The 25,711-nt window shown below is 68.9% G+C and carries 24 protein-coding genes; 15 read left to right on the top strand and 9 right to left on the bottom strand.

The window, feature by feature from the left end:
* Positions 1 to 6: 6 nt before the first annotated feature.
* Together AVJ23_RS10915 and AVJ23_RS10910 are read right to left on the bottom strand one after the other, a co-directional pair.
* Positions 7 to 789, bottom strand: a complete 783-nt coding sequence (locus AVJ23_RS10915; RefSeq protein ID WP_058862219.1) for an aspartate dehydrogenase — start codon at positions 787 to 789, stop codon at positions 7 to 9.
* Between the two features lie 6 nt (positions 790 to 795).
* On the bottom strand, positions 796 to 2,046 hold the full coding sequence (locus AVJ23_RS10910) for a urate hydroxylase PuuD (RefSeq protein ID WP_058862218.1): 1,251 nt from the start codon (positions 2,044 to 2,046) through the stop codon (positions 796 to 798).
* A gap of 98 nt (positions 2,047 to 2,144) precedes the next feature.
* Between AVJ23_RS10910 and AVJ23_RS10905 the strand changes: the two genes are divergently transcribed.
* Complete coding sequence (locus AVJ23_RS10905; protein ID WP_058862217.1) at positions 2,145 to 3,053, top strand: LysR family transcriptional regulator; 909 nt, start codon at positions 2,145 to 2,147, stop codon at positions 3,051 to 3,053.
* Between the two features lie 9 nt (positions 3,054 to 3,062).
* On the opposite strand, the gene uraH is transcribed toward AVJ23_RS10905, so the two are convergent.
* Entirely contained in the window at positions 3,063 to 3,419 is a 357-nt protein-coding gene (gene uraH / locus AVJ23_RS10900) for a hydroxyisourate hydrolase (protein ID WP_058862216.1), read from the bottom strand.
* Between the two features lie 148 nt (positions 3,420 to 3,567).
* Between uraH and puuE the strand changes: the two genes are divergently transcribed.
* From puuE to AVJ23_RS10880, 4 genes are all read left to right on the top strand, one after another.
* Positions 3,568 to 4,980: an allantoinase PuuE gene (gene puuE, locus AVJ23_RS10895; RefSeq protein WP_058862215.1), complete on the top strand. Its 1,413-nt coding sequence runs from the start codon at positions 3,568 to 3,570 to the stop codon at positions 4,978 to 4,980.
* Entirely contained in the window at positions 4,977 to 5,462 is a 486-nt protein-coding gene (locus AVJ23_RS10890; RefSeq protein ID WP_058862214.1) for an ureidoglycolate lyase, read from the top strand. The genes puuE and AVJ23_RS10890 overlap by 4 nt, the downstream gene beginning before the upstream one ends.
* 53 nt (positions 5,463 to 5,515) lie before the next feature.
* Complete coding sequence (locus AVJ23_RS10885; protein WP_058862213.1) at positions 5,516 to 6,940, top strand: uracil-xanthine permease family protein; 1,425 nt, start codon at positions 5,516 to 5,518, stop codon at positions 6,938 to 6,940.
* A gap of 94 nt (positions 6,941 to 7,034) precedes the next feature.
* Positions 7,035 to 7,784, top strand: a complete 750-nt coding sequence (locus AVJ23_RS10880; RefSeq protein WP_058862212.1) for a sulfite exporter TauE/SafE family protein — start codon at positions 7,035 to 7,037, stop codon at positions 7,782 to 7,784.
* A gap of 8 nt (positions 7,785 to 7,792) precedes the next feature.
* On the opposite strand, the gene bhcC is transcribed toward AVJ23_RS10880, so the two are convergent.
* The 4 genes from bhcC to AVJ23_RS10860 all read right to left on the bottom strand — a co-directional run bounded on the left by bhcC (position 7,793) and on the right by AVJ23_RS10860 (position 11,101).
* A complete protein-coding gene (gene bhcC / locus AVJ23_RS10875; protein ID WP_058862265.1) occupies positions 7,793 to 8,956 on the bottom strand; it encodes a 3-hydroxy-D-aspartate aldolase BhcC in 1,164 nt (387 codons plus the stop codon).
* A 14-nt stretch (positions 8,957 to 8,970) separates the two neighbouring features.
* Entirely contained in the window at positions 8,971 to 9,798 is an 828-nt protein-coding gene (locus AVJ23_RS10870; RefSeq protein ID WP_058862211.1) for a bifunctional allantoicase/(S)-ureidoglycine aminohydrolase, read from the bottom strand.
* Positions 9,799 to 9,935: 137 nt separating this feature from the next.
* Positions 9,936 to 10,418: a phasin family protein gene (locus tag AVJ23_RS10865; protein ID WP_058862210.1), complete on the bottom strand. Its 483-nt coding sequence runs from the start codon at positions 10,416 to 10,418 to the stop codon at positions 9,936 to 9,938.
* 161 nt (positions 10,419 to 10,579) lie between these two features.
* Positions 10,580 to 11,101 (bottom strand): DUF2478 domain-containing protein, encoded by a 522-nt coding sequence (locus tag AVJ23_RS10860; RefSeq protein ID WP_058862209.1) that lies wholly within the window; start codon positions 11,099 to 11,101, stop codon positions 10,580 to 10,582.
* A 74-nt stretch (positions 11,102 to 11,175) separates the two neighbouring features.
* Between AVJ23_RS10860 and AVJ23_RS10855 the strand changes: the two genes are divergently transcribed.
* Genes AVJ23_RS10855 through AVJ23_RS10840 form a run of 4 tightly spaced genes read left to right on the top strand, consistent with a single transcriptional unit; the run spans position 11,176 to position 15,276 of the window.
* Complete coding sequence (locus AVJ23_RS10855) at positions 11,176 to 12,045, top strand: formate dehydrogenase accessory sulfurtransferase FdhD (RefSeq protein ID WP_240484604.1); 870 nt, start codon at positions 11,176 to 11,178, stop codon at positions 12,043 to 12,045.
* Positions 12,042 to 12,671 (top strand): molybdenum cofactor guanylyltransferase MobA, encoded by a 630-nt coding sequence (gene mobA, locus AVJ23_RS10850; protein WP_058862207.1) that lies wholly within the window; start codon positions 12,042 to 12,044, stop codon positions 12,669 to 12,671. The genes AVJ23_RS10855 and mobA overlap by 4 nt, the downstream gene beginning before the upstream one ends.
* On the top strand, positions 12,668 to 13,159 hold the full coding sequence (gene mobB / locus AVJ23_RS10845; RefSeq protein WP_058862206.1) for a molybdopterin-guanine dinucleotide biosynthesis protein B: 492 nt from the start codon (positions 12,668 to 12,670) through the stop codon (positions 13,157 to 13,159). Before mobA ends, mobB begins: the two co-directional genes overlap by 4 nt.
* Positions 13,156 to 15,276, top strand: coding sequence for a molybdopterin-binding protein (locus tag AVJ23_RS10840; RefSeq protein ID WP_058862205.1), 2,121 nt, complete (start codon positions 13,156 to 13,158; stop codon positions 15,274 to 15,276). Before mobB ends, AVJ23_RS10840 begins: the two co-directional genes overlap by 4 nt.
* On the opposite strand, the gene AVJ23_RS10835 is transcribed toward AVJ23_RS10840, so the two are convergent.
* Positions 15,252 to 15,506: a sulfurtransferase TusA family protein gene (locus tag AVJ23_RS10835; RefSeq protein WP_058862204.1), complete on the bottom strand. Its 255-nt coding sequence runs from the start codon at positions 15,504 to 15,506 to the stop codon at positions 15,252 to 15,254. The genes AVJ23_RS10840 and AVJ23_RS10835 overlap by 25 nt on opposite strands.
* A 148-nt stretch (positions 15,507 to 15,654) precedes the next feature.
* On the opposite strand from AVJ23_RS10835, the gene AVJ23_RS10830 reads away from it, so the two are divergent.
* The 4 genes from AVJ23_RS10830 to AVJ23_RS10815 are packed head-to-tail and all read left to right on the top strand — an operon-like array spanning position 15,655 to position 21,024.
* Complete coding sequence (locus AVJ23_RS10830; RefSeq protein WP_058862203.1) at positions 15,655 to 17,349, top strand: NAD(P)H-dependent oxidoreductase subunit E; 1,695 nt, start codon at positions 15,655 to 15,657, stop codon at positions 17,347 to 17,349.
* Positions 17,349 to 17,720: a VOC family protein gene (locus AVJ23_RS10825; RefSeq protein ID WP_058862202.1), complete on the top strand. Its 372-nt coding sequence runs from the start codon at positions 17,349 to 17,351 to the stop codon at positions 17,718 to 17,720. Before AVJ23_RS10830 ends, AVJ23_RS10825 begins: the two co-directional genes overlap by 1 nt.
* 4 nt (positions 17,721 to 17,724) lie before the next feature.
* Positions 17,725 to 20,481 carry a formate dehydrogenase subunit alpha gene (fdhF, locus tag AVJ23_RS10820; protein WP_058862201.1) on the top strand — a complete coding sequence of 919 codons (2,757 nt, stop codon included), beginning with the start codon at positions 17,725 to 17,727 and terminating at the stop codon, positions 20,479 to 20,481.
* A gap of 33 nt (positions 20,482 to 20,514) precedes the next feature.
* Positions 20,515 to 21,024, top strand: a complete 510-nt coding sequence (locus AVJ23_RS10815) for a hypothetical protein (protein ID WP_058862200.1) — start codon at positions 20,515 to 20,517, stop codon at positions 21,022 to 21,024.
* A gap of 195 nt (positions 21,025 to 21,219) precedes the next feature.
* Here AVJ23_RS10815 and AVJ23_RS10810 read toward each other — a convergent pair whose 3' ends face one another.
* On the bottom strand, positions 21,220 to 21,690 hold the full coding sequence (locus tag AVJ23_RS10810; protein WP_058862199.1) for an Lrp/AsnC family transcriptional regulator: 471 nt from the start codon (positions 21,688 to 21,690) through the stop codon (positions 21,220 to 21,222).
* Positions 21,691 to 21,820: 130 nt separating this feature from the next.
* On the opposite strand from AVJ23_RS10810, the gene AVJ23_RS10805 reads away from it, so the two are divergent.
* A complete protein-coding gene (locus AVJ23_RS10805) occupies positions 21,821 to 25,282 on the top strand; it encodes an indolepyruvate ferredoxin oxidoreductase family protein (RefSeq protein WP_058862198.1) in 3,462 nt (1,153 codons plus the stop codon).
* Positions 25,283 to 25,493: 211 nt separating this feature from the next.
* On the top strand, positions 25,494 to 25,616 hold the full coding sequence (locus tag AVJ23_RS23480) for a hypothetical protein (protein WP_276203211.1): 123 nt from the start codon (positions 25,494 to 25,496) through the stop codon (positions 25,614 to 25,616).
* Positions 25,617 to 25,711: the final 95 nt, after the last annotated feature.

The following is a 25,711-nucleotide window of genomic DNA, read 5'->3' as shown; positions in this document are numbered from 1 at the left end:
CTCCTCCTAGCGGCGCGGGGCGCGCGCGGCCCGGTCCATGACCTCGGCCAGCACGCTCAGCACGGTCGTCTGTGATGTCCTTGCATTGCCCGAAGTCGCGGCGGCCACAATCTCGAATTGCGCGCGGACCTGTGGCGTGGCGACGGTATAGCGATGCGTGTTCCCGGCGGCCTCCGGATCGGCCACCAGCCGCACCTGCACCGCCTCGAAGCCCGGCCCCGCAAGCGCCAGCGCGGCCACGACATTGGCGTTCTTCGGAAACCGCTGCGCCGCCTCGCGGGCGAGGCCCTCGAAGACCGTGGCGGGCGCGCTCAGCGCATCAAGATCCACGGCCTGTTCGGCGGGCGAGCCCTTCCACGCGGCGGGCGGCTTGCGGCCCTCGTAGTGGACCGTCACCGTGCCGGCGGCCGAGAGGGCGCGCAGCAGGTCCAGCCCGCCGATCGCGCCCGAGGGCAGGATGAGCCGCGCCCCGCCGGCCTGCTCGGCGGCCTGCAGCGCGTCAAGCAGGGGCGCATCCGCCAGCGCGCCAACCGAGACCACCATCAGGTCGATCCCGGCGCGCAGCACCTCTGCGCCATACGCTGCGACCGCCCCGTGCCCGGCGCATTCCACCACCAGCCCGGGCCGCGCGGCGATCAGCGCGGCGGGATCGGTGGTGACCGTGACGCCGGGGGGCGGGTCATCGGGCGGGCGGCGGACCAGCACGGTGACGCCCGACACCCGGCCAGGCGGCAGCAGCGCCAGCAGGTCGCGCGCGATGCTGCCATATCCGATCAGCCCCAGGCGCACGCCGCCTCAGCCCTCGCCGCCCGAGACGCCGCCTGTCACGTCGCGGTACCACGCGACGATCTGCGCGCGCGCCTGCGGATCCATCTGGATGGCATTGGGCGGCGGCATGGCATGGCTGCGCCCGGCCTGCAGGTAGATCTGGTCGGCATGGCGCGCGACATCGGCCTCGGTCTCCAGCACCACGCCCTTGGGCGGCCAGCGCAGCCCGTCCCAGGACGGCTCGCGCCCGTGGCACATGGAGCAGTTGCCGACCACGGCGTAGTAGGCGTCCTCGAAACTGTCGGCCGAGGCGAAGCGCGCCTCGTAGGGGGTCATGTCACGCGCCTCGCTTTCCTCATAGGTCTCGAGGCCAGAAAAGCTCGACAGCCAGGCGATGACGATCATGATCCCCACCGTCACCGGCCAGGTCCAGTTGGGGCCCGCGCCGGTGCGGTGCAGCGTGTTGAAATAGTGCCGGATGGTGACCCCGGTCAGGAAGATGAGCGAGGCGATGATCCACGCATACTCGGTGCCGAAGGCCAGCGGGTAATGGTTGGAGAGCATCAGGAAGACCACCGGCAGGGTCAGGTAGTTGTTGTGGGTCGAGCGAAGCTTGGCGATCTTGCCGTATTTCGCATCCGGCGTGCGCCCGGCCTTGAGATCGGCCACCACGATGCGCTGGTTGGGCATGATCTGGAAGAAGACATTGGCCGTCATGATCGTGGCGGTGAAGGCGCCCAGGTGCAGCAGCGCGGCGCGGCCGGTGAAGATCTGGTTGTAGCCCCAGCTCATCACCACGAGGATCGCGAAGAGGATCAGCATCAGCAGGGTCGGCGTCTCGCCCAGTTTGGACTTGCACAGGAAATCATAGGCCAGCCAGCCGATGGTCAGCGACCCGCCCGAGATCACGATGCCCTGCCACAGGCTCAGATCGGCCTTGGTCGGGTCCAGCAGGAACAGCTCTCCGCCGACCCAGTAGACGATCATCAGCAGCGCCGCGCCCGACAGCCATGTCGTGTAGCTCTGCCACTTGTGCCATGTCAGGTGCTCGGGCATCTGCGCGGGCGCGACCATGTACTTGACCGTGTGGTAGAACCCGCCGCCATGCACCTCCCATTCCTCGCCATGGGCGCCCTTGGGCAGGTCCGGGTTCGGCTTCAGCATCAGATCCAGCGCGATGAAGTAGAACGACGCGCCGATCCACGCCATGGCGGTGATGACATGCAGCCAGCGGACCGAGAAGGCGATCCAGTCCCAGATGACGGCGAGGTCGTACATGCGGCTCCTCCGGAGTTGCGTTGCGCGGGACTGTAGCGAAGCCCCGACCGGTCTGCTATTTGCAGCGCTGGCCAAGCAGCATCAAAAAAATCCGAACAATGTCCTATCTCGACAATATCCGCACCTTCGTCCGTGTCTACGAATTGGGCAGCATGTCGGCCGCGGGCCGCGATCTGCGCATTTCCTCGGCAGTGACCTCGGCGCGGATCTCGCAGCTCGAAGAGCATCTGGGCGTCCGGCTGTTCCAGCGCACGACGCGCAGCCTGACCCCGACCGAGCAGGGCAAGAGCTTCTACCGGGGCGCGACCGAGATCCTCGAGGCGGTGGAAAGCGCCGAGGCGCAGATCGCCAGCATAACCGACAACCCGCGCGGCTCGCTCTATGTCGCGGCGCCGCTGGGGGTCGGGCGGCGGCTGATCGCGCCGCAGGTGCCGGCCTTCCTTGAGGCATACCCCGAGGTCAGCCTGCGCCTGCGCCTGACCGACCGCAAGGTCGACCTGACGACCGAGGGGCTGGACCTGGCCTTCTTCCTCGGCCAGCCCGAGGACAGCAACCTGCGCATCCGCAAGATCGCCGACGTGCCGCGCATCCTCTGCGCCTCGCCCGATTACGTGGCACGGCGCGGCATGCCGGCGGATGGCGACGCGCTGGTCGCGCAGAACCACGAATGCCTCAGCCTGCGCTTTCCCGGCGCGACCGAGTTCCGCTGGCGCCTTGTCACGCCCGAGGGGCCGCGCCGTTTCGCGGTCAAGGGGCGCTTCGAATCCGACGATGGCGACGTGCTGACCGACTGGGCGCTGGCCGGGCAGGGGATCGTGATGAAGCCGGTGTTCGAGGTGAGCGAGCATCTGGCCTCGGGCGCGCTGGTGCCGGTGGCCACGGCCACGCCGCCCGAGCAGATCCAGATGGCCTGCCTGTTCACCCATCGCCGGCGTCAGGATCCCAAGACGCGGCTTTTCATGGAATTCGTGATCGAGCGGATCGGCGACGCGGTCCGCCCGGCCTGAGGCGCGGCCTCAGCTGCCGCGATAGGTGCTCATCCCGAAGGGCGAGAGCAGCAGGGGCACGTGGTAGTGCGCCTCGGCGTCGGCCATGCCGAAGCGGATCGGCACCTGGTCGAGGAACAGGATCTCGCCCTCGGCCTGGCCGGTGGCCCGCAGGTAGTCGCCCGCGAAGAAGACCAGCTCGTAGGTTCCGGTCCGGAACGCCTCGGCCGGCAGGATCGGCGCATCGGTGCGCCCGTCGGCGTTGGTCACGGTTTCGGCGATCTTCTTGTGGGAATTGCCCGACACCCGGTAGAGCGCGATCTTTATTCCCTCGGCCGGGCAGCCGCGGGCCGTGTCCAGCACATGGGTGGTCAGGTATCCGGTCATGTCACTCTCCGATGCAGACTGCCTGTCTTCTAGACGCCGGGCCGCGCATGGGGCAAATCCCGGCTCGCCTGACAATGCTTTCTGCTTTTTTTGAAAATCCGATCTCATTTCATGGGATATCAGGCTTGGAAACCGGAGGACAGCACACGTGACACGTTATCCGAGAGACATGGCCGGCCATGGCCCCAATCCGCCCGATCCGCTCTGGCCCGGTGGCGCGCGGATCGCCGTACAGATCGTGCTGAACTACGAGGAGGGCGGTGAGAACAACATCCTGCATGGCGACCCCGCCTCCGAGGCCTTCCTGTCCGAGATCACCGGCGCGCAGCCCTGGCCCGGGCAGCGGCACTGGAACATGGAGACGATCTACGAATATGGCGCCCGCGCGGGGTTCTGGCGGGTGCACCGGCTGCTGAAGGACCTGCCCGTCACGGTCTACGGCGTGGCCACCGCGCTGGCCCGCGCGCCCGAGCAGGTGCGCGCCATGCAGCAGGCCGGCTGGGAGATCGCCAGCCACGGGCTGAAATGGATCGAGCACAAGGACATGTCCCGCGACGAGGAGCGCGCCCAGATCCGCGAGGCGATCCGCCTGCATGCCGAGGTGACCGGCGCGCCGCCGCGCGGCTGGTATACCGGGCGCTGCTCGATGAACACGGTCGATCTGGCGGCAGAAGAGGGCGGTTTTGCCTATATTGCGGACAGTTACGCCGATGACCTGCCCTATTGGGTGAAGGCGGGCGGGCGCGACCAGCTGATCGTGCCCTATACGATGGATTGCAATGACATGCGCTTCGCGATCCAGGCCGGATTCACCGATGGCGCGCAGTTCGAAGGCTACCTGAAGGACAGTTTCGACATGCTCTATGCCGAGGGTCAGGCCGGTGCGCCCAGGATGCTGTCGATCGGGTTGCATTGCCGGCTGGCGGGACGTCCGGGCCGGGCCATGGCGCTGAAGCGCGCGCTGGAGCACATGGCCGCACATGAGGGCGTCTGGTTCGCCACACGCGAACAGATCGCCGATCACTGGGCCGCCACCCATCCGCCGCGCGACCGGGTGCGCCCCTCGCAGATGGACCGCGAGAGCTTCGTGGCCGAATATGGCGGCGTGTTCGAGCACAGCCCGTGGATCGCCGAGCGCGCCTTTGCCGCCGAGATGGGGCCGCATCACGACAGCGCTGTCGGGCTGCACAGCGCGCTCGCGCGGGTCTTCCGCTCGGCCAGCGAGGCGGAGCGTCTGGGGGTTCTGACCGCCCATCCCGACCTGGCCGGCAAGCTGGCCGCGGCCAAGCGGCTGACGGCCGAGTCGAGCGCCGAGCAGGCTTCGGTCGGGCTGGACGCGCTGACCGATGCCGAGCGCGACGACTTCACCCGGCTGAACGCGACGTATACCGCGAAATTCGGCTTTCCCTTCATCATCGCGGTGCGGGACAACACCAAGGCCTCGATCATGGAGGCTTTCACCCGGCGCGTCGCCAATGATCGCGCGACCGAGTTCGCCGAGGCCTGCCGGCAGGTGGAGCGCATCGCCGAGCTGCGCCTGATCGAGAAGCTGGGCGCATGACGCGCATCACGATCGAGCCCTTGTCCGAGGCGGGGTTCGCCCCCTTCGGCGAGGTGCTGGAGGCGGCGGGCGATCCCGACAAGATCATCAACCAGGGGATGTGCGGGCGGTTCCACGACCGCGCCACCCTGGACTTCACGCAAGGCGGGCGCGTCGGCATCAGCCTGTTCCGGGCCGAGCTGCGCGCGCTGCCCTACCGCCTCGAGATGATGGAGCGTCACCCGCTGGGCAGCCAGGCCTTCCTGCCCATGTCCATGGATGGCTTCCTCGTGATCGTCGCGCCGGATGCCGGCGGCCGACCCGGCCAGCCGCGCGCCTTCCGCAGCGCGCCGGGGCAGGGGATCAATTTCCACCGCAACACCTGGCACGGCGTGCTGACGCCGCTGTCGGGCGAGGGGCTCTTCGCCGTGATCGACCGGATCGGCGAGGGCGACAACCTGCAGGAACACTGGTTCGAGGACCCGTACATCATCGACACGTGACAAAAAGGCCCCCGGCGCGATCCGGGCCCATGCCGACAAGGGAGACAGACACCATGGCAGACGCATCCGTCGGGACACCGGAGCAACTTCGGGACCCGAATTACACCCCGCCGCTGGCCAAGGCGGTGCCGCTGGGCATCCAGCACGTGCTGGCCATGTTCGTCAGCAACGTCACCCCGGCGATCATCGTCTGCGGCGCGGCGGGCTTCGGCTTCGGCTCGGACAGCCCCGATTTCCCGCAGATGATCTACATGATCCAGATGTCGATGTTCTTTGCCGGCATCGCCACGCTGATCCAGACCATCGGCATCGGTCCGGTCGGTGCGCGGCTGCCCATCGTGCAGGGCACCTCGTTTGCCTTCATCCCGATCATGATCCCGCTGGTCGCCGGCAAGGGCGTGGACGCCATTGCCGTGCTGATGGGCGGCATCCTCGTGGGCGGTCTGTTCCACGCCGTTCTCGGCCTGTTCATCGGGCGCATCCGCTTTGCCCTGCCGCCCTTGGTGACCGGGCTGGTGGTGACGATGATCGGGCTGGCGCTGGTCAAGGTGGGCATCCAGTACGCTGCGGGTGGCGTGCCGGCCATCGGGACGCCGGAATACGGCTCGGCGCTGAACTGGCTGATGGCCGGCACGGTGATCCTGGTGACGCTGGGGCTGAAATTCTTCGCCCGCGGCATGCTGTCGGTCTCGGCCGTGCTGATCGGGCTGCTGGCAGGCTATGTCGTGGCCTTCGCGCTGGGGCAGGTCAACCTTGGCAATGTCGGCCGCGCGGCGCCCTTCGCGCTGCCGAACCCGCTGCATTTCGGGCTGGAATTCTCGGTCGCGGCGGTGATCGGTTTCTGCCTGATGTCCTTCGTCTCGGCGGTCGAGACCGTGGGCGATGTCAGCGGCATCACCAAGGGCGGGGCGGGCCGCGAGGCCAGCGATGACGAGATCCGCGGCGCGACCTTTGCCGACGGTCTGGGCACCGCCGTCTCGGGCCTGTTCGGCGCGCTGCCCAACACCTCGTTCAGCCAGAACGTGGGCCTGATCGCCATGACGGGCGTGATGAGCCGCCACGTGGTGACGATCGGCGCGCTGTTCCTGATCCTCTGCGGGCTGGTGCCCAAGATCGGCGCGGTGATCTCGTCCATCCCGATCGAGGTGCTGGGCGGCGGCGTGATCGTGATGTTCGGCATGGTGGTCGCGGCCGGTGTCTCGATGCTGTCCGACGTGCACTGGAACCGGCGCAACATGGTGATCTTTGCCATCGCCCTGTCGTTGGGCCTTGGCCTGCAGCTGGAGCCCGACGCGCTGCAATACCTGCCCGGCACGCTGAAGGTGCTGGCCACCAGCGGCATCCTGCCCGCCGCCGTGATCGCCATCGTGCTGAACCTCGTCCTGCCGCAAGAGCTGGCGGGCGAGTCGACCGAGGAGGTCTCGGGCGGGCTGGCCGGACAGGGGCGCGGCTCTCTGCCCGGGGGCGGCGCGCACTGAGCCGCGGGATGGCTGGCGCCGCGCGCGCCGGCCCTGTAGGACAGCCGGGGCGGCGGGCGCGGGTCCGCCGCCCCTTGCGTGGCAGGAGTGTGCGATGTTCTGGGATTATGCGGTGCTCGCCCTTGCCGGGTTCGGCGGCGGCGTGGTCAACTCGATCGCCGGTGGCGGCACCTTCCTGACCTTCCCGGCGCTGGTCTGGGCGGGGGTGCCCCCGGTGGCCGCCAACGCCACCAGCGCGGTCGCGGTGTTCCCGGGCTACGCGGGCGGCACGCTGGGCTACGCGGCCGAGCTGCGCGCCATGTCGCGGGGCCGCCTGCTGCGGCTGAGCGCCATCACGCTGGCCGGGGGGCTGGTCGGGTCGCTGCTGCTGCTGGTCTCCTCGAACGAGGCCTTCTCGGTGATCGTACCCTTCCTGCTGCTGTTCGCGACCACGGCCTTCCTGTTCGGCGCCCAGCTGCGCGCCTGGGCCGCGCGGGCCGCCGGGGGGCTGCGCCCCGAGGGTGCGGCGGGGCTGTTCCTCGTCTGCGTCTATGGCGGATACTTCAACGGCGGGCTGGGTATCGTGCTGCTGGCGCTCTTCGCGCTCTGGGGCTGGCGCGACATCCACCTGATGAACGGGGTCAAGAACGGGCTGTCCTTCGCGCTGTCCTCGATTTCGGTGGCGACTTTCGCGCTGGCCGGGCTGGTGGTCTGGCCCATGGCGGCCGTGATGATGGTCGCCGCCGTACTGGGCGGCTATGGCGGGGCCTTCCTGGCCCGCGCGATCCCGGTCTCGGTGGTGCGCGCCATCGTCGCCGCGATCGGCTATGGCATGAGCGCGGTGTTCCTGTTCCGGCTGTTCTGAGGCCCGTCCTAGAACGCCTTGCCCCGGGCCGAGACGGGCCAGAGGCATTCCACACGGTCGCCGCGCACCCCCACATACCAGTCATGCAGGTTCACGGTGGGGTCGCAATGGCCGGGCACCAGCCACAGCCGGTCATTGATCTTCAGCACGCCGTCGGGATCCTCGACCTCGCCATGCTCGTCCGAGCACTTGACGTAAGCCACATCCTCGCGCCCGAAGACCACCGGCAGGCCGCTGTCGACCGACTGCACCTTCAGCCCGGCATCTACCACCGCCCGGTCGCGGCGCGTATGGCTCATCACGCTGGTCAGCAGGAAGAGCGCGTTTTCCCAGTCGGCCTGGTCGATACGCTGCCCGTCGGCATTCAGGATCCGCCCGTAATCGGCATCCATGAACGCATATGAGCCGCATTGCAGCTCGTTGTAGAGGCCCGAGGCCGCCTCGAACTCGTAAGAGCCTGTGCCGCCGCCCGTGACCAGTTCGCAGTCGAGCCCGGACGCGGTCAGCGCGTCCAGCGTCTCGCGCACCATGGCGCTGGCCCGGTCGGCACTTGCCTTGCGCGCGGCATGGGTGGCCAGATGCTGCATCGAGCCTTGGTAGGCCTGGATCCCGCAGAACTGCAGCTCCTCTTCCGCCTCGATGGCCCGGGCGATCGCGACCGCCGCGGCCGGGGTGGGCACGCCGCAGCGCCCGGCGCCGCAATCGATCTCGACCAGCGCGCCGATCCGGGTGCCGTGCCGGCGGGCCGCTGCCGACAGCTCGGCCACGTTGGCAATGTCGTCTATGCAGACCTGCAGTTCCGCGCCCAGCAGGGGCAGCCGGGCCAGCCGGTCGATCTTGAGCGGGTCCCGCACCTGGTTCGAGACGAGCACGTCGCCGATGCCGCCCCGGACAAAGACCTCGGCCTCGCTCACCTTCTGGCAGCACACGCCCGCCGCACCGCCAAGGTCCTGCTGCAGCCGGGCGATATCAACGGATTTGTGCATCTTGCCGTGCACCCGGTGGCGCATGCCATGCGCAGTCGCATAGGCGCCCATTTTCTCGATGTTGCGCTCCAGCGCGTCGAGATCCAGCACCAGCGCCGGCGTCTGGACCTCGGAGACTTGCATGCCGGGACGGGCCGGGATGTCATAGCCGACCTCAAGGCCGTCCAGATCACGCGCATCGGTCATGGGGTCGCCGCCGCTCATGCGAACGGGCGCAACGGCATGTGGCGGTTCACGTCCTTGTAGAGCAGGTAGCGGAACCGTCCCGGCCCGCCGGCATAGCAGGCCTGCGGGCAGAAGGCGCGCAACCACATGAAATCGCCGGCCTCGACCTCGACCCAGTCGGTGTTGAGCCGGTAGACCGCCTTGCCCTCGAGCACGTAGAGCCCGTGCTCCATCACGTGGGTCTCGAGGAAGGGGATCACCGCGCCCGGCTCGAAGGTGACGATGGTCACATGCATGTCGTGGCGCAGATCGGCCGGGTCGACGAAGCGCGTCGTGGCCCATTTCCCCTCGGTCCCCGGCATCTCCGCGGGTGTGACATCGTCCTCGTGCAGCACCAGCACGTCCGGTGCGGACAGGCCGGGTGCGGGCACATAGGCCTTGCGGATCCAGTGGAAGCGCAGCACCTCGGTGCCGCGATTGTGCAGCGTCCAGCCCGCTTCCGGGGGCAGGTAGGCATAGCTGCCCGGGCGCAGCGCGTGGCTGGCGCCGCCGACCGTCAGCTCGGCCGTGCCCTCGACCACGAAGAGAACGCCCTCGGCCTGCGCATCGGTTTCCGGCTGGTCGGAGCCGCCGCCGGGCTGCACCTCCATGATGTATTGCGAGAAGGTCTCGGCAAAGCCCGAGAGCGGCCGCGCCAGCACCCACAGCCGCGTCTCCGTCCAGCCGGGCAGGACGCTGGTGGTGATGTCGCGCATCGTGCCCCGAGGGATCACCGCGTAGGCCTCGGTAAAGACGGCGCGGTCGGTCAGCAACTGGTCCTGGCCGGGATGGCCGCCCTGCGGGGCGAAGTAGCTACGGGACATGAACAGGTACTCCTTGAACGGCTTGGCGCGACTATGGCGATGCCGGCCGACGGCCAGAACCCGCCTTGACCGGAGAGCACCGTTCGGAGGTTTTTGAAAATGCCCGGCCCGCATGCATGGCGCGGGCCGGGCGGGGATCACTTGGATTTCAGCTCGGACACCGCGGCGCCCAGCCGTTCCTGGTACTTGCCATAGACTTCCTGGTTGGCCTTCTGGACCTCTTCGGCCATCTCGGTCATCAGGGAAAGCCCCAGCTCGAGCGCGCGCGAATAGGCCTGCGAGTACTGCGCGCCGGCCTCGGCCGGATCGGTGCTGCCGGGCGGGGTGGCCAGCTCCTTGGCTTCCTGCGAGACGCGGTTGAAGATCTCCATCTGGTTTTCCAGCATGCCCCGATAGGTCTGCGCTGCGGCCTCGTTGGCCTGCATCACCGCCTCGAGGTTGCGCTGGTTGCGCTGGAACACCTCCTGGAAGTCGACATTCTCGGGCGCCATGGATTTCATCGTCTCCATCATGCGCTGCGGGTCGAACAGCTCGGACTGTTTCTTGGGGTCGAACATGCTCCAGTAGGTTTCCATAAAGCGACCCGGATCGAACGGGTTGGTGTCTTTGGGGTCCGACATCTCGAAGCTCCTTTCGTGGAGGATTCCTGCGGGGCTACCGCGTTGACGTGCCCCGCGAGCCTAGCCGATGCGGCCGCGTGTTTGAACCGCCCCGGTCGCTTGGCCGTGCGGAACATTTTATTTTGCATAACGTGGATTACCGGAGTTTTGGGCGGCAGCCTTCACGCCCGCGCCGCACAGGCCTCTGCGGCTTGCGCGCGGCACCAGGCGCAGATTGCGTCGACATCGTCGGGCAGGTGCGTGGCCATCCCCTCGGCATAGCGCTCGAACCCCGCGACATTGCCGGGCGAGACGGCGGTCAGCACCGGCACGCCGGCCATCAGCGCCTCGGCGATCACGGGGCGGAAGCCGCGCCCGTCCAGTTCCTGCTTGCCGAACTTGTTCACCACCAGCAGGTCGGCCCCCGCCGCGAGGGCGGCCGCGACAAGGCCCACGGCGCGCTCCAGCCCCTCCGGGTCCAGCCGGCAGCCCCGCGACAGCGCGCCCAGATCCTGGCTGATGCGCACGACGTCCGGACCGCTGAGGATGTGCAGGTCCATGTCGCATTTGCGCGCCGGGTCGGTCTCGAGGTTGACCTGCACCGCGCCGGCCAGGGCCAGCCCCTCGGCGCGCAGGCGCAGGGCCGCGTCGCGGATCAGCCGGTCGGCGCGGCCGCGCCCCTCGCTCGTCACGTAACCCAGCATGATCGCTCCCTTGCACTCCACCGGCACGGCATACAAGATGCCGCCCGACGCGCAAAGCCCGGAAAGGCCTGTCCGTGACCCAGCCCGCCCCGCCGATCCTGCCCGATCCTGACGATCCGCGCCTGACCCGCGCGGTGACCGGCACCGACCAGACCGGCGCCCCGGTCGAGATCCCGGTGGTCGAGGAACGCCCGCTGACCATCTACCTCAACCGGCAGGAGATCGTCACCGCCATGACGATCGGCGACCACCCGGATTACCTTGCGCTGGGATTCCTGCGCAACCAGGGGATGTTGCGTCCCGATGACATTGTGACCGGGGTCGATTTCGACGAAGAGGTCGAGACCGTGGTCGTGCGCACGGCGCGCCAGACCTCCTACGAGGAAAAGGTGCAGAAGAAGACCCGCACCTCGGGCTGCGCCGTGGGCACCGTCTTCGGCGACATGATGGAGGGGCTGGAGGGGTTGAGCCTGCCTGCGGCCGAGATCCGCACCAGCTGGCTTTATGCGCTGGCGCGGCAGATCAACACCATGCCCTCGCTCTACCTGCGGGCCGGGGCGATCCATGGCACGGTGCTCTGCCAGGCCGACCGGCCGCTGGTCTACATGGAGGATGTCGGGCGCCACAACGCGGTGGACAAGGTGGCAGGCTATATGTTCCGTCATGACGTCACCGCTGCCGACAAGATCCTCTATACCACCGGGCGGCTGACCTCCGAGATGGTGATCAAGTGCGCGCTGATGGGCATTCCCGCGCTGGCCTCGCGCTCGGGCTTCACCGCCTGGGGGGTCGAGATCGCGCGGCAGGTGGGGCTGACCCTGATCGGCCGGATGCGCGGGCAGCGCTTCGTCTGCCTGTCGGGCGACGCGCGGCTGATCCGCGATGCCGACCTTGCCTCGGTGCCCGAGGAAGACCGCCGTCACCGCCGCAAGGGCGCCTCATGAGCGCGCCGCTGGGGGTGATCCTCGCCGGCGGGCAGGCGACCCGCATGGGCGGCGGCGACAAGGCGCTGCTGATGCTGGGCGGGCAGACATTGCTGGCGCGGGTGACGGCGCGGCTGGCCCCGCAGGTCGCCGACATGGCGCTGAACGCCAATGGCGATCCGGCGCGCTTTGCCGGCCATGACCTGCCGGTGCTGCCCGACACGATCCCGGGCTTCCCGGGCCCGCTGGCGGGCGTACTGGCCGGGCTGGACTGGGCGGCGGATCAGGGCGCCGAGACCGTGGTCAGCGTGGCCGCCGACACGCCCTTCTTTCCCGACGACCTCGTCGCACGGCTGCAGGAGGCCGCGCAGGGGCAGGCCCACCCGCTGGTGCTGGCCGCGACCGAGGGCGCGGCCGAGACGCGGTCGCGCGCGCGCTCGGGGCTGATCCGGCACCCGACCTTCGGTCTTTGGCCCGTGGCGCTGCGCGAGGATCTGCGCGCCGCGCTGCACGAGGGCTTGCGCAAGGTGGTGCTCTGGACCGAGGCGCATGGCGGGCGCGAGGTCGTGTTCCCCTCGGGCCCGGTCGATCCCTTCTTCAACGTCAACACGCCCGAGGATTTGGCCCGCGCCGAGGCCTTGGCATGAGGGTCTATGGCGTCACCGGCTGGAAGAACTCCGGCAAGACCACGCTGGTCGAGCGGCTGGTGGGCGAGATCACGGGCCGCGGGCTGACGGTCTCGACGGTCAAGCACGCCCATCACGCCACCGATATCGACCAGCCCGGGCGCGACTCGCACCGTCATCGGCAGGCGGGCGCCCGGCAGGTTCTGCTGGCCACGCCGCATCGCTGGGCCCTGATGGAGGAGCTGCGCGGTGCGCCCGAACCGCCGCTGGAGGACCTGCTGACGCGGCTCTCGCCCGTCGATCTGGTGCTGGTCGAGGGGTACAAATCCGCCGCCCATCCCAAGATCGAGGCGCATCGCGCCGCGACCGGCAGGGGACTGCTGGCGCCGGACAACCCGACCATCCGCGCTGTGGCCTCGGATGCGCCGGTCGAGACCGCCCTGCCCCGCTTCGACCTCGACGACATCGCCGGTATCGCCGATTTCATCCTGTCCGAGGTGCACCCGTGAGTTTTGACACGATCGTCGTGGTGGACTGGTCGGCGCGCGGTGCGCCCTCGCCCGCGAAACCCAGCAAGGATTCCATCTGGATCGGCATCGCCCGGGGCGGCACGGTCGAGACCGCCTATCACCGCACCCGTCACGCCGCCATGCAAGCGCTGGCCAGCCTGTTCGAGGCCGAGCGCATGGCCGGGCGCCGCGTGCTGGCGGGGTTCGATTTCCCCTTTGCCTACCCGGCCGGGTTCGGCCGTGCGGTGACGGGCTCGGACGATCCGCTGGCGCTCTGGGCCGACCTCGCGGCGCGCATTACTGACGGGCCGGACAATGCCAACAACCGCTTCGAGGTGGCGCAGGATCTCAACCGGCTGTTCCCGGGGATCGGCCCGTTCTGGGGCCGCCCCGACGCGCTGGATCTGCCCGACCTGCCCGCGCGCGGCACGCTGCGCGATCTCGACCGCTTCCCCGAGCGGCGGCGCTGCGACACGTTGGCCCCGGGCGCACAGCCCTGCTGGAAGCTCTACACCACCGGCTCGGTCGGCTCGCAGGCGCTGCTGGGCCTGCCCCGCTTGCAGGCGCTGCGCGCGCGGTTCGGCGCGGACCTGTCGGTGCGCCCCTTCGAGCAGGCGGACACGCCGATCACGCTGGTCGAGCTCTTCCCCTCGCTGATCGCGAAGACCGTGGCCGCGCTGGCCGAGCCCGACGAGATCAAGGATCGTGCGCAGGTGCGCGTGCTGGCCGGGGCGCTGGCCGCCCTGCCCGGCCCGCAGCTGGAGGCCATGACGCGCGAGGGCGACCCGGTCGAGGGCTGGATCCTCGGGCTGGGCCACGAGGCTGCGCTGGAGGCCGCGGCGCGCGGGCCGGCGCTGACCCCGCCCCGGCTGCGCGACGATTGCTTTGCCATGCCGCAGGGCGTCGACTGGGTGCCGGTGGACACGGCCCTGGCGCGGCTGCGCGAGACGCTGCGGCCGGTCACGGGAGTCGCGACCCTGTCAGTCGCGCAGGCCGCAGGTCGGGTTTTGGCCGAAGCGCCGGTCGCCCGCCGCGCCAACCCACCCCGCCCCAACTCTGCCGTGGATGGCTACGGTTTTGCCCATGCCGCGACCGGGCCGGGGGTGATGCGCCTGCCGCTGGTCGACGGGCGCGCCGCCGCCGGCCAGCCGCATGATGCCCCGGTGCCCCCGGGCCACGCGATCCGCATCCTGACCGGCGCCGTCCTGCCCGAGGGCGTCGATACCGTGGTGCTGGAGGAGGACACGGCCAGCGACGGGCGCGTGGTGGCCTTTGACGGGCCGGTCAAACCCTTCGCCAATGCGCGCAAGGCGGGCGAAGACATGGAGGCCGGTGCCACCATCCTGCAGGCGGGCCACGTGCTGCGCCCGCCCGATCTTGCGCTGCTCTCGGCGCTTGGCGTGGCCGAGGCGCGGGTCTTCCACCCCCTGCGAGTGGCCGTGCTGTCGACCGGTGACGAGATCGTGCCCGCCCCCGACCGGCCCGCGCAGCCGCACCAGATCTGGGACGCCAATCGCCCGATGCTGCTGGCGCTGGCGCAGGGCTGGGGGCATGTGCCGGTGGATCTGGGCCATGTGGGCGACGACCCCCGCGCCATCGGCGCGGCGCTGGACCGGGGCGCGGCCGAGGCGGACGTGATCCTGACCTCGGGCGGCGCCTCGGCCGGGGACGAGGACCATGTCTCGGCCCTGCTGGGCGCGCGCGGCACGCTGTCGGCCTGGCGGATCGCGCTGAAGCCGGGGCGGCCGTTGGCGCTGGCGCTGTGGGACGGGGTGCCGGTCTTCGGCCTGCCGGGCAACCCGGTCGCCGCACTGGTCTGCGCGCTGATCTTTGCCCGCCCGGCCCTGTCGCTGATGTCGGGCGCGGGTTGGGTGCAGCCGCAGGGCTTCACCGTGCCGGCCGCCTTCTCCAAGTCCAAGAAGCCGGGGCGGCGCGAATACCTGCGCGCGCGGCTGACCGCCGAGGGCGCGGCCGAGGTCTTTGCCTCGGAAGGATCGGGCCGGATCAGCGGGCTGTCCTGGGCCACCGGGCTGGTCGAATTGCCGGACACGGCGCTACAGGTCACCCCGGGCACGCCGGTGCGTTTCCTGCCCTATTCCGGCTTCGGCATGGGCTGAGCGCCGCCCTTGCGGATGAAGTAAAGTTGCGCCGCGTCCTCCTCGGCGGTGCCGACCAGATCGTGCCCGGCCTCGGTGCAGAAATGCGGCACGTCGACCACGGCGGCGGGATCGGTGGCCTGCACGCGCAGCACCTGCCCGGGCGCCATGGCCTGCAGGCGTTTGCGTGCCTTCAGCACGGGCAGCGGGCAGAGCAGCCCGCGCGCATCCAGATCATTGTCCCAGTCCATGACAGGGGTGTAGGGCGGCGCCCCGACCCTGTCCAGAGTCGCGCGTTCGATAGACAGGCTCTATCAAATGACGGAAGATCGATATTGACCACAGGGGTCGAGGGTTCGCAGAACGGCGCAGGGACAGGTCTTGGCACGGGCGGCAGATATGGCACTGGATCAGCAGAAGGGCATCTGGCGCGCGGGGCGCGGCGGTGGCAAGGGGCGCGCGACGCCCAAGGGACGGCAGCTCGACGACACCGCCTGGGAGGAGGTCCGCGTGCTGCTGGGCGACCGGCCGCGGCGCCGCGACCTGCTGATCGAGCACCTGCACCTGATCCAGGACGCCTATGGGCATCTCTCGGCGCCGCATCTGCGGGCGCTGGCCGAAGAGATGCGCCTGTCCATGGCCGAGGTCTGGGAGGTCGCCACCTTCTATGCCCATTTCGATCCCGTGCGCGAGGACGAGACCCCGCCCCCCGACCTGACGATCCGCGTCTGCGACTCGCTCTCCTGCGAGCTTGCGGGGTCGGAAGCGCTGCTGGCCGCGCTGGAGGCGGGGCAGGATCCGGCACGGGTCCGGGTGCTGCGTGCGCCCTGCATGGGCCGCTGCGACACCGCGCCCGTGGCCGAGATCGGCCATCGCCACGTGGATTTCGCCACGCCCGAGCGGATCAACAGCGTCATCGCGACCGGCGATTTCCACCCGCAGATCCCCGATTACGAGGGGCTGGACGCCTATGGCGCGGGCGGTGGCTATGACCGGCTGCAACAGCTGCGCGAGAACGGCGACTGGGAGGTCGTCCAGCAGGACCTGCTGGATGCGGGGCTGCGCGGCATGGGTGGCGCCGGGTTCCCCTCGGGCAAGAAATGGGGCTTCGTGCGGGCCGAGCCGGGCCCCCGCTACCTGGCCGTGAACGGTGACGAGGGAGAGCCCGGCACCTTCAAGGACCGCTACCACCTTGAGCGCACGCCGCACCTGATGCTGGAAGGCATGCTGATCGCCGCCTGGGCGGTCGAGGCGGAGAAGGTCTTTCTCTACATGCGCGACGAATACCCGGCCGTGCTCGAGATCCTGCGCCGCGAGATCGCCGCGCTCGAGGCCGCCGGGATCGCCGCCCCGGGCTTCATCGACCTGCGCCGCGGTGCGGGCGCCTATATCTGCGGCGAGGAAAGCGCCATGATCGAGTCGATCGAGGGCAAGCGCGGCCTGCCCCGGCTGCGCCCGCCCTACGTGGCGCAGAACGGCGTCTTCGGCCGGCCGACGCTGGTGCACAATATCGAGACGCTGCACTGGATCGCGCGGATCTGCCGCGAGGGGCATGGCGTCAAGTCCACGGTCGAGCATAACGGCCGCAAGGGGCTGCGCAGCTACTCGGTCTCGGGGCGCGTGGCGAACCCGGGGGTCTATGTCCTGCCCGCCGGCACCACCATCGCCGAGCTGATCGCGGCCGCGGGCGGCATGGCCGAGGGGCACGTCTTCAAGGCCTACCAGCCGGGCGGCCCGTCCTCGGGGCTGCTGCCGGCCACGATGGATGACGTGCCGCTCGATTTCGACACGTTGCAGCCGCATGGCACCTTCATCGGCTCGGCCGCCGTGGTCGTGCTGTCGGATCACGACAGCGCCCGCGACGCCGCACTGAACATGCTGCGCTTTTTCGAGGATGAAAGCTGCGGCCAGTGCACCCCCTGCCGGGTCGGCTGCGAGAAGGCGGTCAAGCTGATGCAGGCCGATCGCTGGGACGGTCCTCTGCTCCAGGATCTCTGCACGGTGATGACCGATGCCTCGATCTGCGGGCTGGGACAGGCCGCACCGAACCCGATCCGCCTTGTCATGAAGCATTTCCCCGACGAGGTGTCGTGATGGACCTGGGCGCCTTCTCGGTCAGCCTTGCGGTGAAGGATCTCGAGGCCTCGCGCGCCTTCTACGAAAAGCTCGGCTTTGACAGCATGGGGGGCGACCTAGCGCAGGGCTATCTGATCCTGAAGAACGGCGACCACGTCATCGACCTGTTCCAGGGCATGTTCGAGCGCAACATCCTGACCTTCAACCCGGGCTGGGACCAGTCGGGGCAGGAGACGAACGCGTTCACCGACATCCGCGAGCTGCAACAGGCGCTGCGCGCCCGCGGCCTGACATTCGTGACCGAGGTGGACGAGGATGGCGAAGGCCCTGGCAGCCTGACCCTCACCGATCCCCACGGCAACCCGATCCTCATCGACCAGCACAGGTGAGCCGATGACCGACAAGATTTCCTTCACCCTCGACGGGCAGACCGTCACGGCCGCCCCGGGCGAGACGATCTGGCAGGTGGCCAAGCGCGCCGGCACGGTGATCCCGCATCTGTGCCACAAGGATCAGCAGGGCTATCGGTCCGACGGCAATTGCCGCGCCTGCATGGTCGAGATCGAAGGCGAGCGCGTGCTCGCCGCCTCCTGCTGCCGTGCGCCCAGCGAGGGGATGCAGGTGCGCACCGACAGCGCGCGGGCCGAGACGAGCCGCAAGCTGGTCATGGAACTGCTGCTGGCCGACATGCCCGAACGCGAGGTGGCCCATGATGCCGGGGCGCATTTCTGGGACATGGCCGAGGCGACCGGCATCGCCGAAAGCCGCTTTCCCACCATGGATGCCGAGCGGATCCCGCTGCTCGATGACAGCCACGTGGCGATGCGGGTCAATCTCGATGCCTGCATCCAGTGCAACCTGTGCGTCCGCGCCTGCCGCGAGGTACAGGTCAATGACGTGATCGGCATGGCCGGTCGCGGACATGACGCCTTTCCGGTCTTCGACATGGCCGACCCGATGGGGGATTCGACCTGCGTGGCCTGCGGCGAATGCGTGCAGGCCTGCCCCACCGGCGCGCTGATGGAGGCCAGCGTGGTCGATGCCGACCAGCGCGGTGACAGCCGCGATTTCGACGCCGAGATCGCCAGCGTCTGCCCGTTCTGCGGCGTGGGCTGCCAGGTCTCGCTCAAGGTCAAGGACGGCGCCGTCAAGAAGGTCGAGGGCATCAACGGCCCCGCGAACGAGGGGCGGCTCTGCGTCAAGGGGCGCTTCGGGTACGACTACATCCACCACCCCCACCGTCTGACCACGCCGCTGATCCGTCGCGCGGATGCGCCCAAGGGGTTGAACGTGGACCCGTCCGACCCCTCCACCCATTTCCGTGAGGCGACCTGGGAGGAGGCGCTGGACGCCGCGGCGCAGGGTCTGGCGCGTCTGCGTGACGCCCATGGCGGGCAGAGCGTGGCCGGGTTCGGCAGCGCCAAATGCTCCAACGAAGAGGCCTACCTGTTCCAGAAGCTGATCCGGCAGGGGTTCGGCCACAACAACGTGGACCATTGCACGCGGCTCTGCCACGCCTCCTCGGTCGCGGCGCTGATGGAGAATGTGGGCTCGGGCGCGGTGACCGCGACCTTCAACGAGATCGAGAATGCCGACGTGGCCATCGTGATCGGCGCAAACCCGGTCGAGAACCACCCCGTGGCCGCAACCTTCTTCAAGCAGTTCACCAGGCGCGGCGGCAAGCTGATTGTAATGGACCCCCGCGGCGTCGGGCTGAGGCGCTATGCCAGCCACATGCTGCAGTTTCGGCCCGGCGCCGATGTGCCGTTGCTCAATTCGATCATGTCGGTGATCGTCGAGGAAGGGCTGTACGATCAGGCCTATATCGACCGCTTCACCGAGAATTGGGAGCATGAGAAGCAGCACCTGGCCGGCTTCGCCCCCGAGGCGGTGGCCGACCTGACCGGCATCGACGCGGCCACGGTGCGCGAGGTGGCACGGGTCTTTGCCGGCGCGCAGGCTGGCATGATCTTCTGGGGCATGGGCATCAGCCAACACATCCACGGCACGGACAATTCGCGCTGCCTGATCTCGCTGGCGCTGATGACCGGCAATGTCGGCAAGCCGGGCGCCGGGTTGCACCCGTTGCGGGGGCAGAACAACGTGCAGGGCGCCTCGGATGCGGGGCTGATCCCGATGTTCCTGCCCGATTACCAGAGCGTGACCGATGATGGCGTGCGCAGCGCCTTTGCCGGGATCTGGGGCGATGACGCGGTATCGCCCGAGAAAGGGCTGACCGTGACCGAGATCCTCGACGCGGTGCATGCGGGCGCGATCCGCGGCATGTACATTCTGGGCGAGAACCCGGCCATGTCGGACCCCGATGTGGAACATGCCCGTGCCGCGCTGGCCGGGCTCGACCATCTTGTCGTGCAGGACATCTTTTTGACCGAGACGGCCAATTACGCCGATGTCATCCTGCCCGCCGCGGCCTTCTACGAGAAGACCGGCACCGTCACCAACACCAACCGGCAGGTGCAGCTGGGCCGCCGGGCCGTGGCCCCGCCGGGCGATGCGCGCGAGGATTGGGCGATCACCGTGGACCTGGCCAACCGGCTGGGGCTGGGCTGGCACTACGCCCATCCGCGCGACGTCTTTGCCGAGATGAAGCAGGGGATGAAATCGCTCGACAACATCACCTGGGACCGGCTGGAGCAGGAAGGTGCCGTAACCTATCCCTCGCTCTCGCCCGAGGATCCGGGGCAGCCCATCGTCTTTGCCGAGGGCTTCCCGCGCGCGGGCGGCCGGGCGCGTTTCACCCCGGCCAGCGTCATCCCGCCGGACGAGCAGCCCGATGCGGAGTATCCCTTTGTCCTGACCACCGGGCGGCAGCTGGAGCATTGGCATACCGGCTCGATGACCCGGCGCTCGCGCGTGCTGGACGCGGTGGAGCCGCAGGCCAACTGCTCGCTGCATCCGGCGACCCTGCGCAAGCTGGGCGTGGCCCCCGGCGGCGACGTGGTGCTCGAGACGCGGCGCGGGCGGATCACGCTGATGGCGCGGTCCGACCGGGCGGTGGCGCCGGACATGGTCTTCCTGCCCTTTGCCTATGTCGAGGCGGCGGCCAACATCCTGACCAATCCCGCGCTGGACCCCTATGGCAAGATCCCCGAGTTCAAGTTCGCCGCGGTGCGCGTCAGCGCCGCCTGAGGTGACCCGTTTCGTGCCGATCCGGAGAGTGTGATGCGTGCCCTGATCCTCTGCCTTCTGCTGCTGCCGGTTTGCGGACAGGCGGCGGATCTGCGGGAGTGCCGCCTTGATGCGCTGAGCTTTGTCGATCCTTGGGGCGGGGCGCGGTTCGACGTGCGACGGGTTGGGACGTATGCCTTTCTGCTCTGCCCCGAGGGGGTGCGGCCGGACCAGCCCGGTCCGGTCCCGTCCGAGTGCCGGGGGCGCTTTGGCTCGATCGTGCTGGACGGGCAGTTGAAGGATCGGGACGACGGGCCGGGTGAGCGGCTGCTGGCGGAATATTACACCATGCCGGCGGCACCCTGTTGCGGGTGGGAGCTGTTCCGTCCCGGTGACAAGCCGGCGCTGGAGGCCGATCTGACATGGTACGCGCCGGGTAGCGCGCCGGTGCTGGGCACGCAGCCCTTCGCCTCGATCGAGAGCGGTGATTACACCGAGATCAGCGTCAATCCGCTGCACGCGCTGGTCTGTGCGCATGCACTGGATACCGACGAGCCGGAATGAGGCCGCGCGGACGCGGGCGCCGCGTTTACGACACCTGAACGACTTTCCCCCTCCCTACCGCCCTTCATTCTGGGGCGAGTCGGTTCAGAAAGGTTGAACGGCTAAGCAAGGGGCCCGGCGGGGGCGCGGTGTGGCGGGGCAAGGGGCGGGTGGCCTCGGTGCCCGGTGGATTGGACAGCCCGACCGTCCGGCAGGTCAGACCGGGATCTCGGTCGTGTGCTTCACGCGGCGCAGGGCAAACAGGGTCGAGCTGCCCGCCACGCAGTCCAACTCCAGCACGCGGCGCATCAACACCTCTTCGAGATCGGCGATGTCGCGCACGACGAGATGCAGTAGGTAATCCCATTCGCCCGAGATCGAGTAGACCTCGATGATCGCCGGCTCGAGCTCCATGGTGCGCTGGAACAGCGCGCGGGAGCGGGAATCCTGCGACTTCATTCGGATCTGCACGAAGGCATCCATGCCGCGCCCGACCCGGGCCGGGTCGACCAGCCGCACCGGCGGGCCCAGGATGCCGCGCTCTTCCAGGCTCTTCAGCCGCCGCCAGCAGGTCGCGGGAGAGCTGTGCGTCGCCTCGGCCAGCTGCGCGGTACTCAGCCCGGCATCCTTCTGCAGCAACGCCAGCATCCGCGCCTCGACCGGGTCCAGCTGATCGGTTTCTTTCATATTGACATTGATCCTGCACGTCGTCGTTCAAAACGCGCGACACTGTGACCAAGTTTGGAACCCTCTTTCAAGCCCCTGCGGTACACTGGGCGTTCAAAGACATGATCCCAGCCATCCCGCGGAGGGCCCGATGACCGATCAGACGCCGATCCTGAACAGCTACGAATTGCGCGACCGCTACACCCGCACCGAGGGGCGCGTCTTCATGACCGGCACGCAGGCGCTGGTGCGCATCGCGCTGGACCAGGCGCGGCGCGACCGCGACGCCGGGCTGAACACGCGCGGTTTCGTTTCGGGCTATCGCGGCTCGCCCGTGGGCGGGATCGACCTCGAGGTGGCCAGCAATGCCGACCTGGTGCGCGAGGCGGGGGTCGAGTTTCTGCCCGCCATCAACGAGGAGCTGGGCGCCACCCAGATGATCGGCACCCAGCAGGTCGAGACCGACCCGGACAAGCAATGCCTCGCGGTCTTCGGGCTGTGGTACGGCAAGGGTCCGGGCGTGGATCGCGCAGGCGACGCGCTGAAACACGGCAATGCCTATGGCTCCAGCCCGCATGGCGGTGTGCTGGTGGTGGCCGGCGACGATCATGGCTGTGTCTCCTCCTCGATGCCGCACCAGTCGGATGTGGCCTTCATGAATTTCTTCATGCCCACGCTGAACCCCGCCAACGTGGCCGAGTACCTGCCTTTTGCCGAATGGGGCTATGCGCTCTCGCGCTTCTCGGGGATGTGGGTCGGCTTCAAGGCGATCTCCGAGACGGTGGAATCGGCCATGTCCTTCGAGCTGCCGGCGCCGCGCCGCTTCGAGACGCCTGACTACACCCCGCCCGAGGACGGGCTGCATTACCGCTGGCCCGACCTGCCCGGGTTCCAGATCGAGGACCGGATGGAGGACAAGAAGGCCGCCGTGCTGGCCTTTGCCCGCGCCAACCCGATCGACCGGGTGGAATGGGGCCATCCGAATGCGCGCTTCGGGATCGTGACTACCGGCAAGGCACATCTTGACGTGCTCGAGGCGCTGCGCCTTCTGGGCATCGACCGCGATGTGGCGGGCGAACTGGGGCTCGACCTCTACAAGGTGGGCATGGTCTGGCCGCTGGAGGATCGCGGCGCGCTGGCCTTTGCACAGGGAAAGCAGGAGCTGCTCGTCATCGAGGAAAAGCGCGGCATCATCGAAAGCCAGCTCAAGGAATATTTCTACGACTTCCCCGGCCAGAAGCCCGAGCGCATGGTCGGCAAGCGTGACGAGACCGGCGAACGGCTTGTGCCCTGGACGCGCGAGCTGGGCGCCGTGATGCTGGCGCGGATCATCGCGCGGCGGCTGGACCTGAACCTGGGCACCGCGTTCAGCGAGCGGGCCGAGAATGCCGTGCCGCCGCCGCAGCTGATCGACGTGAAGGGCGCGCAGCGCACTCCCTATTTCTGTTCGGGCTGCCCGCACAACACCTCGACCAAGGTGCCCGAGGGCAGCCAGGCCTTTGCCGGGATCGGCTGTCACTTCATGGCCAGCTGGATGAACCGCAACACGACCTCGCTGATCCAGATGGGCGGCGAGGGCGTGAACTGGGTGGCGCGGTCGCGCTTCAACGGCAATGCGCATGTCTTCCAGAACCTCGGCGAGGGCACCTACTACCATTCCGGCTCGCTGGCGATCCGGCAGGCCATCGCCGCGGGCACCAACATCACCTTCAAGATCCTGTTCAACGATGCCGTCGCCATGACCGGCGGCCAAAGCGTGGACGGCCCGATCTCGGTCGAGGCGATCGCCGCCTCGGTCGTGGCCGAAGGTGCGAAGAAGGTGGTGGTCGTCTCGGACCAGCCCGAGCGCTTCCGCGCCGCCGACCTGCCGCGGGGCGTCACCATCCATCACCGCCGCGAGATGGACGCGCTGCAGCGCGAGCTGCGCGAGATCCCCGGCACCACGGTGCTGATCTACCAGCAGACCTGCGCCACGGAAAAGCGCCGCCTGCGCAAGCGCGGCCGGATGGAGGACCCCAAGCGTGTGGCCGTCATCAACCCGCTGGTCTGCGAGGGCTGCGGCGATTGCTCGGTCGAGAGCAACTGCCTCAGCGTCGAGCCGCTGGAGACCGAGTTCGGCCGCAAGCGCAAGATCAACCAGAACACCTGCAACAAGGATTTCTCCTGCCTGAACGGGTTCTGCCCCAGCTTCGTCACGGTCGAGGGCGGCAGGCTGAAGAAGGGCGGCACGGGCGCCGATGCCCAGACCTACGAGCGGCTCAAGGCGGCGCTGCCCGCCCCCACCCTGCCCTCGCTGCAGACGCCGTGGGACATCCTGGTGACGGGCGTGGGCGGCACCGGCGTGGTCACCGTGGGCCAGCTGATCGCCATGGCGGCCAATCTCGAGGAAAAGGGCGCCTCGGTGCTGGATTTCATGGGCTTCGCGCAGAAATTCGGCCCCGTGCTCAGCTATATCCGCATGTCCGAGAGCGAAGAGGCGGTGAACCAGGCGCGGATCGAGCCCAGCTCGGCCGATGCGCTGATCGGCTGCGACCTCGTGGTCAGCTCTTCGCCCAAGGCCTCGGTCACCTATTCCGCCGCCACCCGCGCGGTGGTCAACACCGCCGTCATGCCGACGGGCGACCTGGTGCAGAACCGCGATGCGGACCTGAATGCCGGGCAGCGCCTTCAGGCGATCTCAGATGCGGTGGACGGCGGCGCGCTGCACACGCTGGATGCCAACGCGCTGGCCGAGGCGCTGGTGGGCGATACGGTCTTTGCCAACGTCCTGATGCTGGGCGCGGCCTGGCAGGCCGGGCTGGTGCCGCTGTCGGAGGCGGCGTTGATGCGCGCCATCGAGCTGAACGGCGTCAAGCCGGAGCTGAACAAGCAGGCCTTCACCTGGGGCCGGATCGTGGTCCAGGACCGCGCCGCGGTCGAGGCGGTGGCGGACCTGCCCGTGGCGCAGGTGCAGACGCTCGACCAGCTGATCGACCGGCGGGCCGAGTTCCTGACCGCCTACCAGGACAGGGCCTGGGCCAAGCGTTATGTCGACGAGATCGAAGCGATCCGCACTGCCGAGACGCGCGTGACCGGCGCACCCGGCGCGCTGACCGAGGCCGCCGCGAAGGGGCTGTTCAAGCTGATGTCCTACAAGGACGAGTACGAGGTCGCGCGGCTGCACACGCAGACCGGCTTTGCCGAGGATCTCAAGGCGCGGTTCGAGGGGGAGGTGACGATCAAGCACCACCTCGCCCCGCCATTCCTGCCCGGCGGGACCGATGCGCGCGGCCGGCCGTTCAAGCGCGCCTTCGGCCCGTGGATCCGCCCGGTCTTTCGCGGTCTCGCCCGGATGAAGCGCCTGCGCGGCACCGCGTTCGATCCGTTCGGCCGCACCGCCGAGCGCCGCATGGAACGCGCGCTGATCGCCGAGTATCGCGACATGCTGGCCCGGCTGGCCACGGGGCTGACCGAGGCCAACCGCGACGAGGCGGCGCGCATCGCCGCCATGGTCATGGAGATCCGCGGCTTCGGCCCGGTCAAGGAAGAGGCGGCGGCCAGGGTGCGCCCGCAGATAGCCGAGGCGCTGGCGGCCTTCGAGTCGGGCCGTTCGGCGGGTCCGCAGGCGGCGTGACAGGCCTGCTCTCGGGCTTGTGACCGGCCCGGGCCGGCTCCGGCGGCAAGGCTTTGCGCCGGGGCCCCCGACCCGGCCGGTTCCTGCTGATTCGCCGCTGCGATTCATGCCGTGGACGCATGACGGCTATGCCGGGATATCGCGTTGTTTCTGCTGTGCAGCATCTTACTTTGGCACTGCGCAGAGGAAATGCGTAAAAAAGGAACGCGATATGAACAATGAACTCCACCGCATCGTGGTGGCCCGGGCACAACGCGACCGCGCGATCTACATGAAGGCCGTGTTTGCGCGGGTCTTCGCACGGCATGCAGGCTTTGCCCACGCCCCAGCCTGAGCCACGCGCCTCAGGCCTGAAAAGACGCCCCCGGCCAGCGATGGCCGAGGGCGTTTTTCGTTCTGCACCGCGGCATTGGCGGCGGCGGCGCGCAG

Origin of the sequence: Pseudoponticoccus marisrubri (genome assembly GCF_001482405.1) — a bacterium.
Classification (GTDB): domain Bacteria; phylum Pseudomonadota; class Alphaproteobacteria; order Rhodobacterales; family Rhodobacteraceae; genus Pseudoponticoccus; species Pseudoponticoccus marisrubri.
This window is presented reverse-complemented; position numbering and strand designations above follow the sequence as displayed.

Excerpts from the sequence above, each read along its gene's own strand:
- AVJ23_RS10910 (WP_058862218.1), bottom strand. The coding sequence starts at position 2,046 with ATGTACGACCTCGCCGTCATCTGGGACTGGATCGCCTTCTCGGTCCGC.
- AVJ23_RS10905 (WP_058862217.1), top strand. The coding sequence starts at position 2,145 with ATGTCCTATCTCGACAATATCCGCACCTTCGTCCGTGTCTACGAATTG.
- uraH (WP_058862216.1), bottom strand. The coding sequence starts at position 3,419 with ATGACCGGATACCTGACCACCCATGTGCTGGACACGGCCCGCGGCTGC.
- AVJ23_RS10890 (WP_058862214.1), top strand. The coding sequence starts at position 4,977 with ATGACGCGCATCACGATCGAGCCCTTGTCCGAGGCGGGGTTCGCCCCC.
- AVJ23_RS10885 (WP_058862213.1), top strand. The coding sequence starts at position 5,516 with ATGGCAGACGCATCCGTCGGGACACCGGAGCAACTTCGGGACCCGAAT.
- AVJ23_RS10880 (WP_058862212.1), top strand. The coding sequence starts at position 7,035 with ATGTTCTGGGATTATGCGGTGCTCGCCCTTGCCGGGTTCGGCGGCGGC.
- bhcC (WP_058862265.1), bottom strand. The coding sequence starts at position 8,956 with ATGACCGATGCGCGTGATCTGGACGGCCTTGAGGTCGGCTATGACATC.
- AVJ23_RS10870 (WP_058862211.1), bottom strand. The coding sequence starts at position 9,798 with ATGTCCCGTAGCTACTTCGCCCCGCAGGGCGGCCATCCCGGCCAGGAC.
- AVJ23_RS10865 (WP_058862210.1), bottom strand. The coding sequence starts at position 10,418 with ATGTCGGACCCCAAAGACACCAACCCGTTCGATCCGGGTCGCTTTATG.
- AVJ23_RS10860 (WP_058862209.1), bottom strand. The coding sequence starts at position 11,101 with ATGCTGGGTTACGTGACGAGCGAGGGGCGCGGCCGCGCCGACCGGCTG.
- mobA (WP_058862207.1), top strand. The coding sequence starts at position 12,042 with ATGAGCGCGCCGCTGGGGGTGATCCTCGCCGGCGGGCAGGCGACCCGC.
- mobB (WP_058862206.1), top strand. The coding sequence starts at position 12,668 with ATGAGGGTCTATGGCGTCACCGGCTGGAAGAACTCCGGCAAGACCACG.
- AVJ23_RS10835 (WP_058862204.1), bottom strand. The coding sequence starts at position 15,506 with ATGGACTGGGACAATGATCTGGATGCGCGCGGGCTGCTCTGCCCGCTG.
- AVJ23_RS10830 (WP_058862203.1), top strand. The coding sequence starts at position 15,655 with ATGGCACTGGATCAGCAGAAGGGCATCTGGCGCGCGGGGCGCGGCGGT.
- AVJ23_RS10825 (WP_058862202.1), top strand. The coding sequence starts at position 17,349 with ATGGACCTGGGCGCCTTCTCGGTCAGCCTTGCGGTGAAGGATCTCGAG.
- fdhF (WP_058862201.1), top strand. The coding sequence starts at position 17,725 with ATGACCGACAAGATTTCCTTCACCCTCGACGGGCAGACCGTCACGGCC.
- AVJ23_RS10815 (WP_058862200.1), top strand. The coding sequence starts at position 20,515 with ATGCGTGCCCTGATCCTCTGCCTTCTGCTGCTGCCGGTTTGCGGACAG.
- AVJ23_RS10810 (WP_058862199.1), bottom strand. The coding sequence starts at position 21,690 with ATGAAAGAAACCGATCAGCTGGACCCGGTCGAGGCGCGGATGCTGGCG.
- AVJ23_RS10805 (WP_058862198.1), top strand. The coding sequence starts at position 21,821 with ATGACCGATCAGACGCCGATCCTGAACAGCTACGAATTGCGCGACCGC.
- AVJ23_RS23480 (WP_276203211.1), top strand. The coding sequence starts at position 25,494 with ATGAACAATGAACTCCACCGCATCGTGGTGGCCCGGGCACAACGCGAC.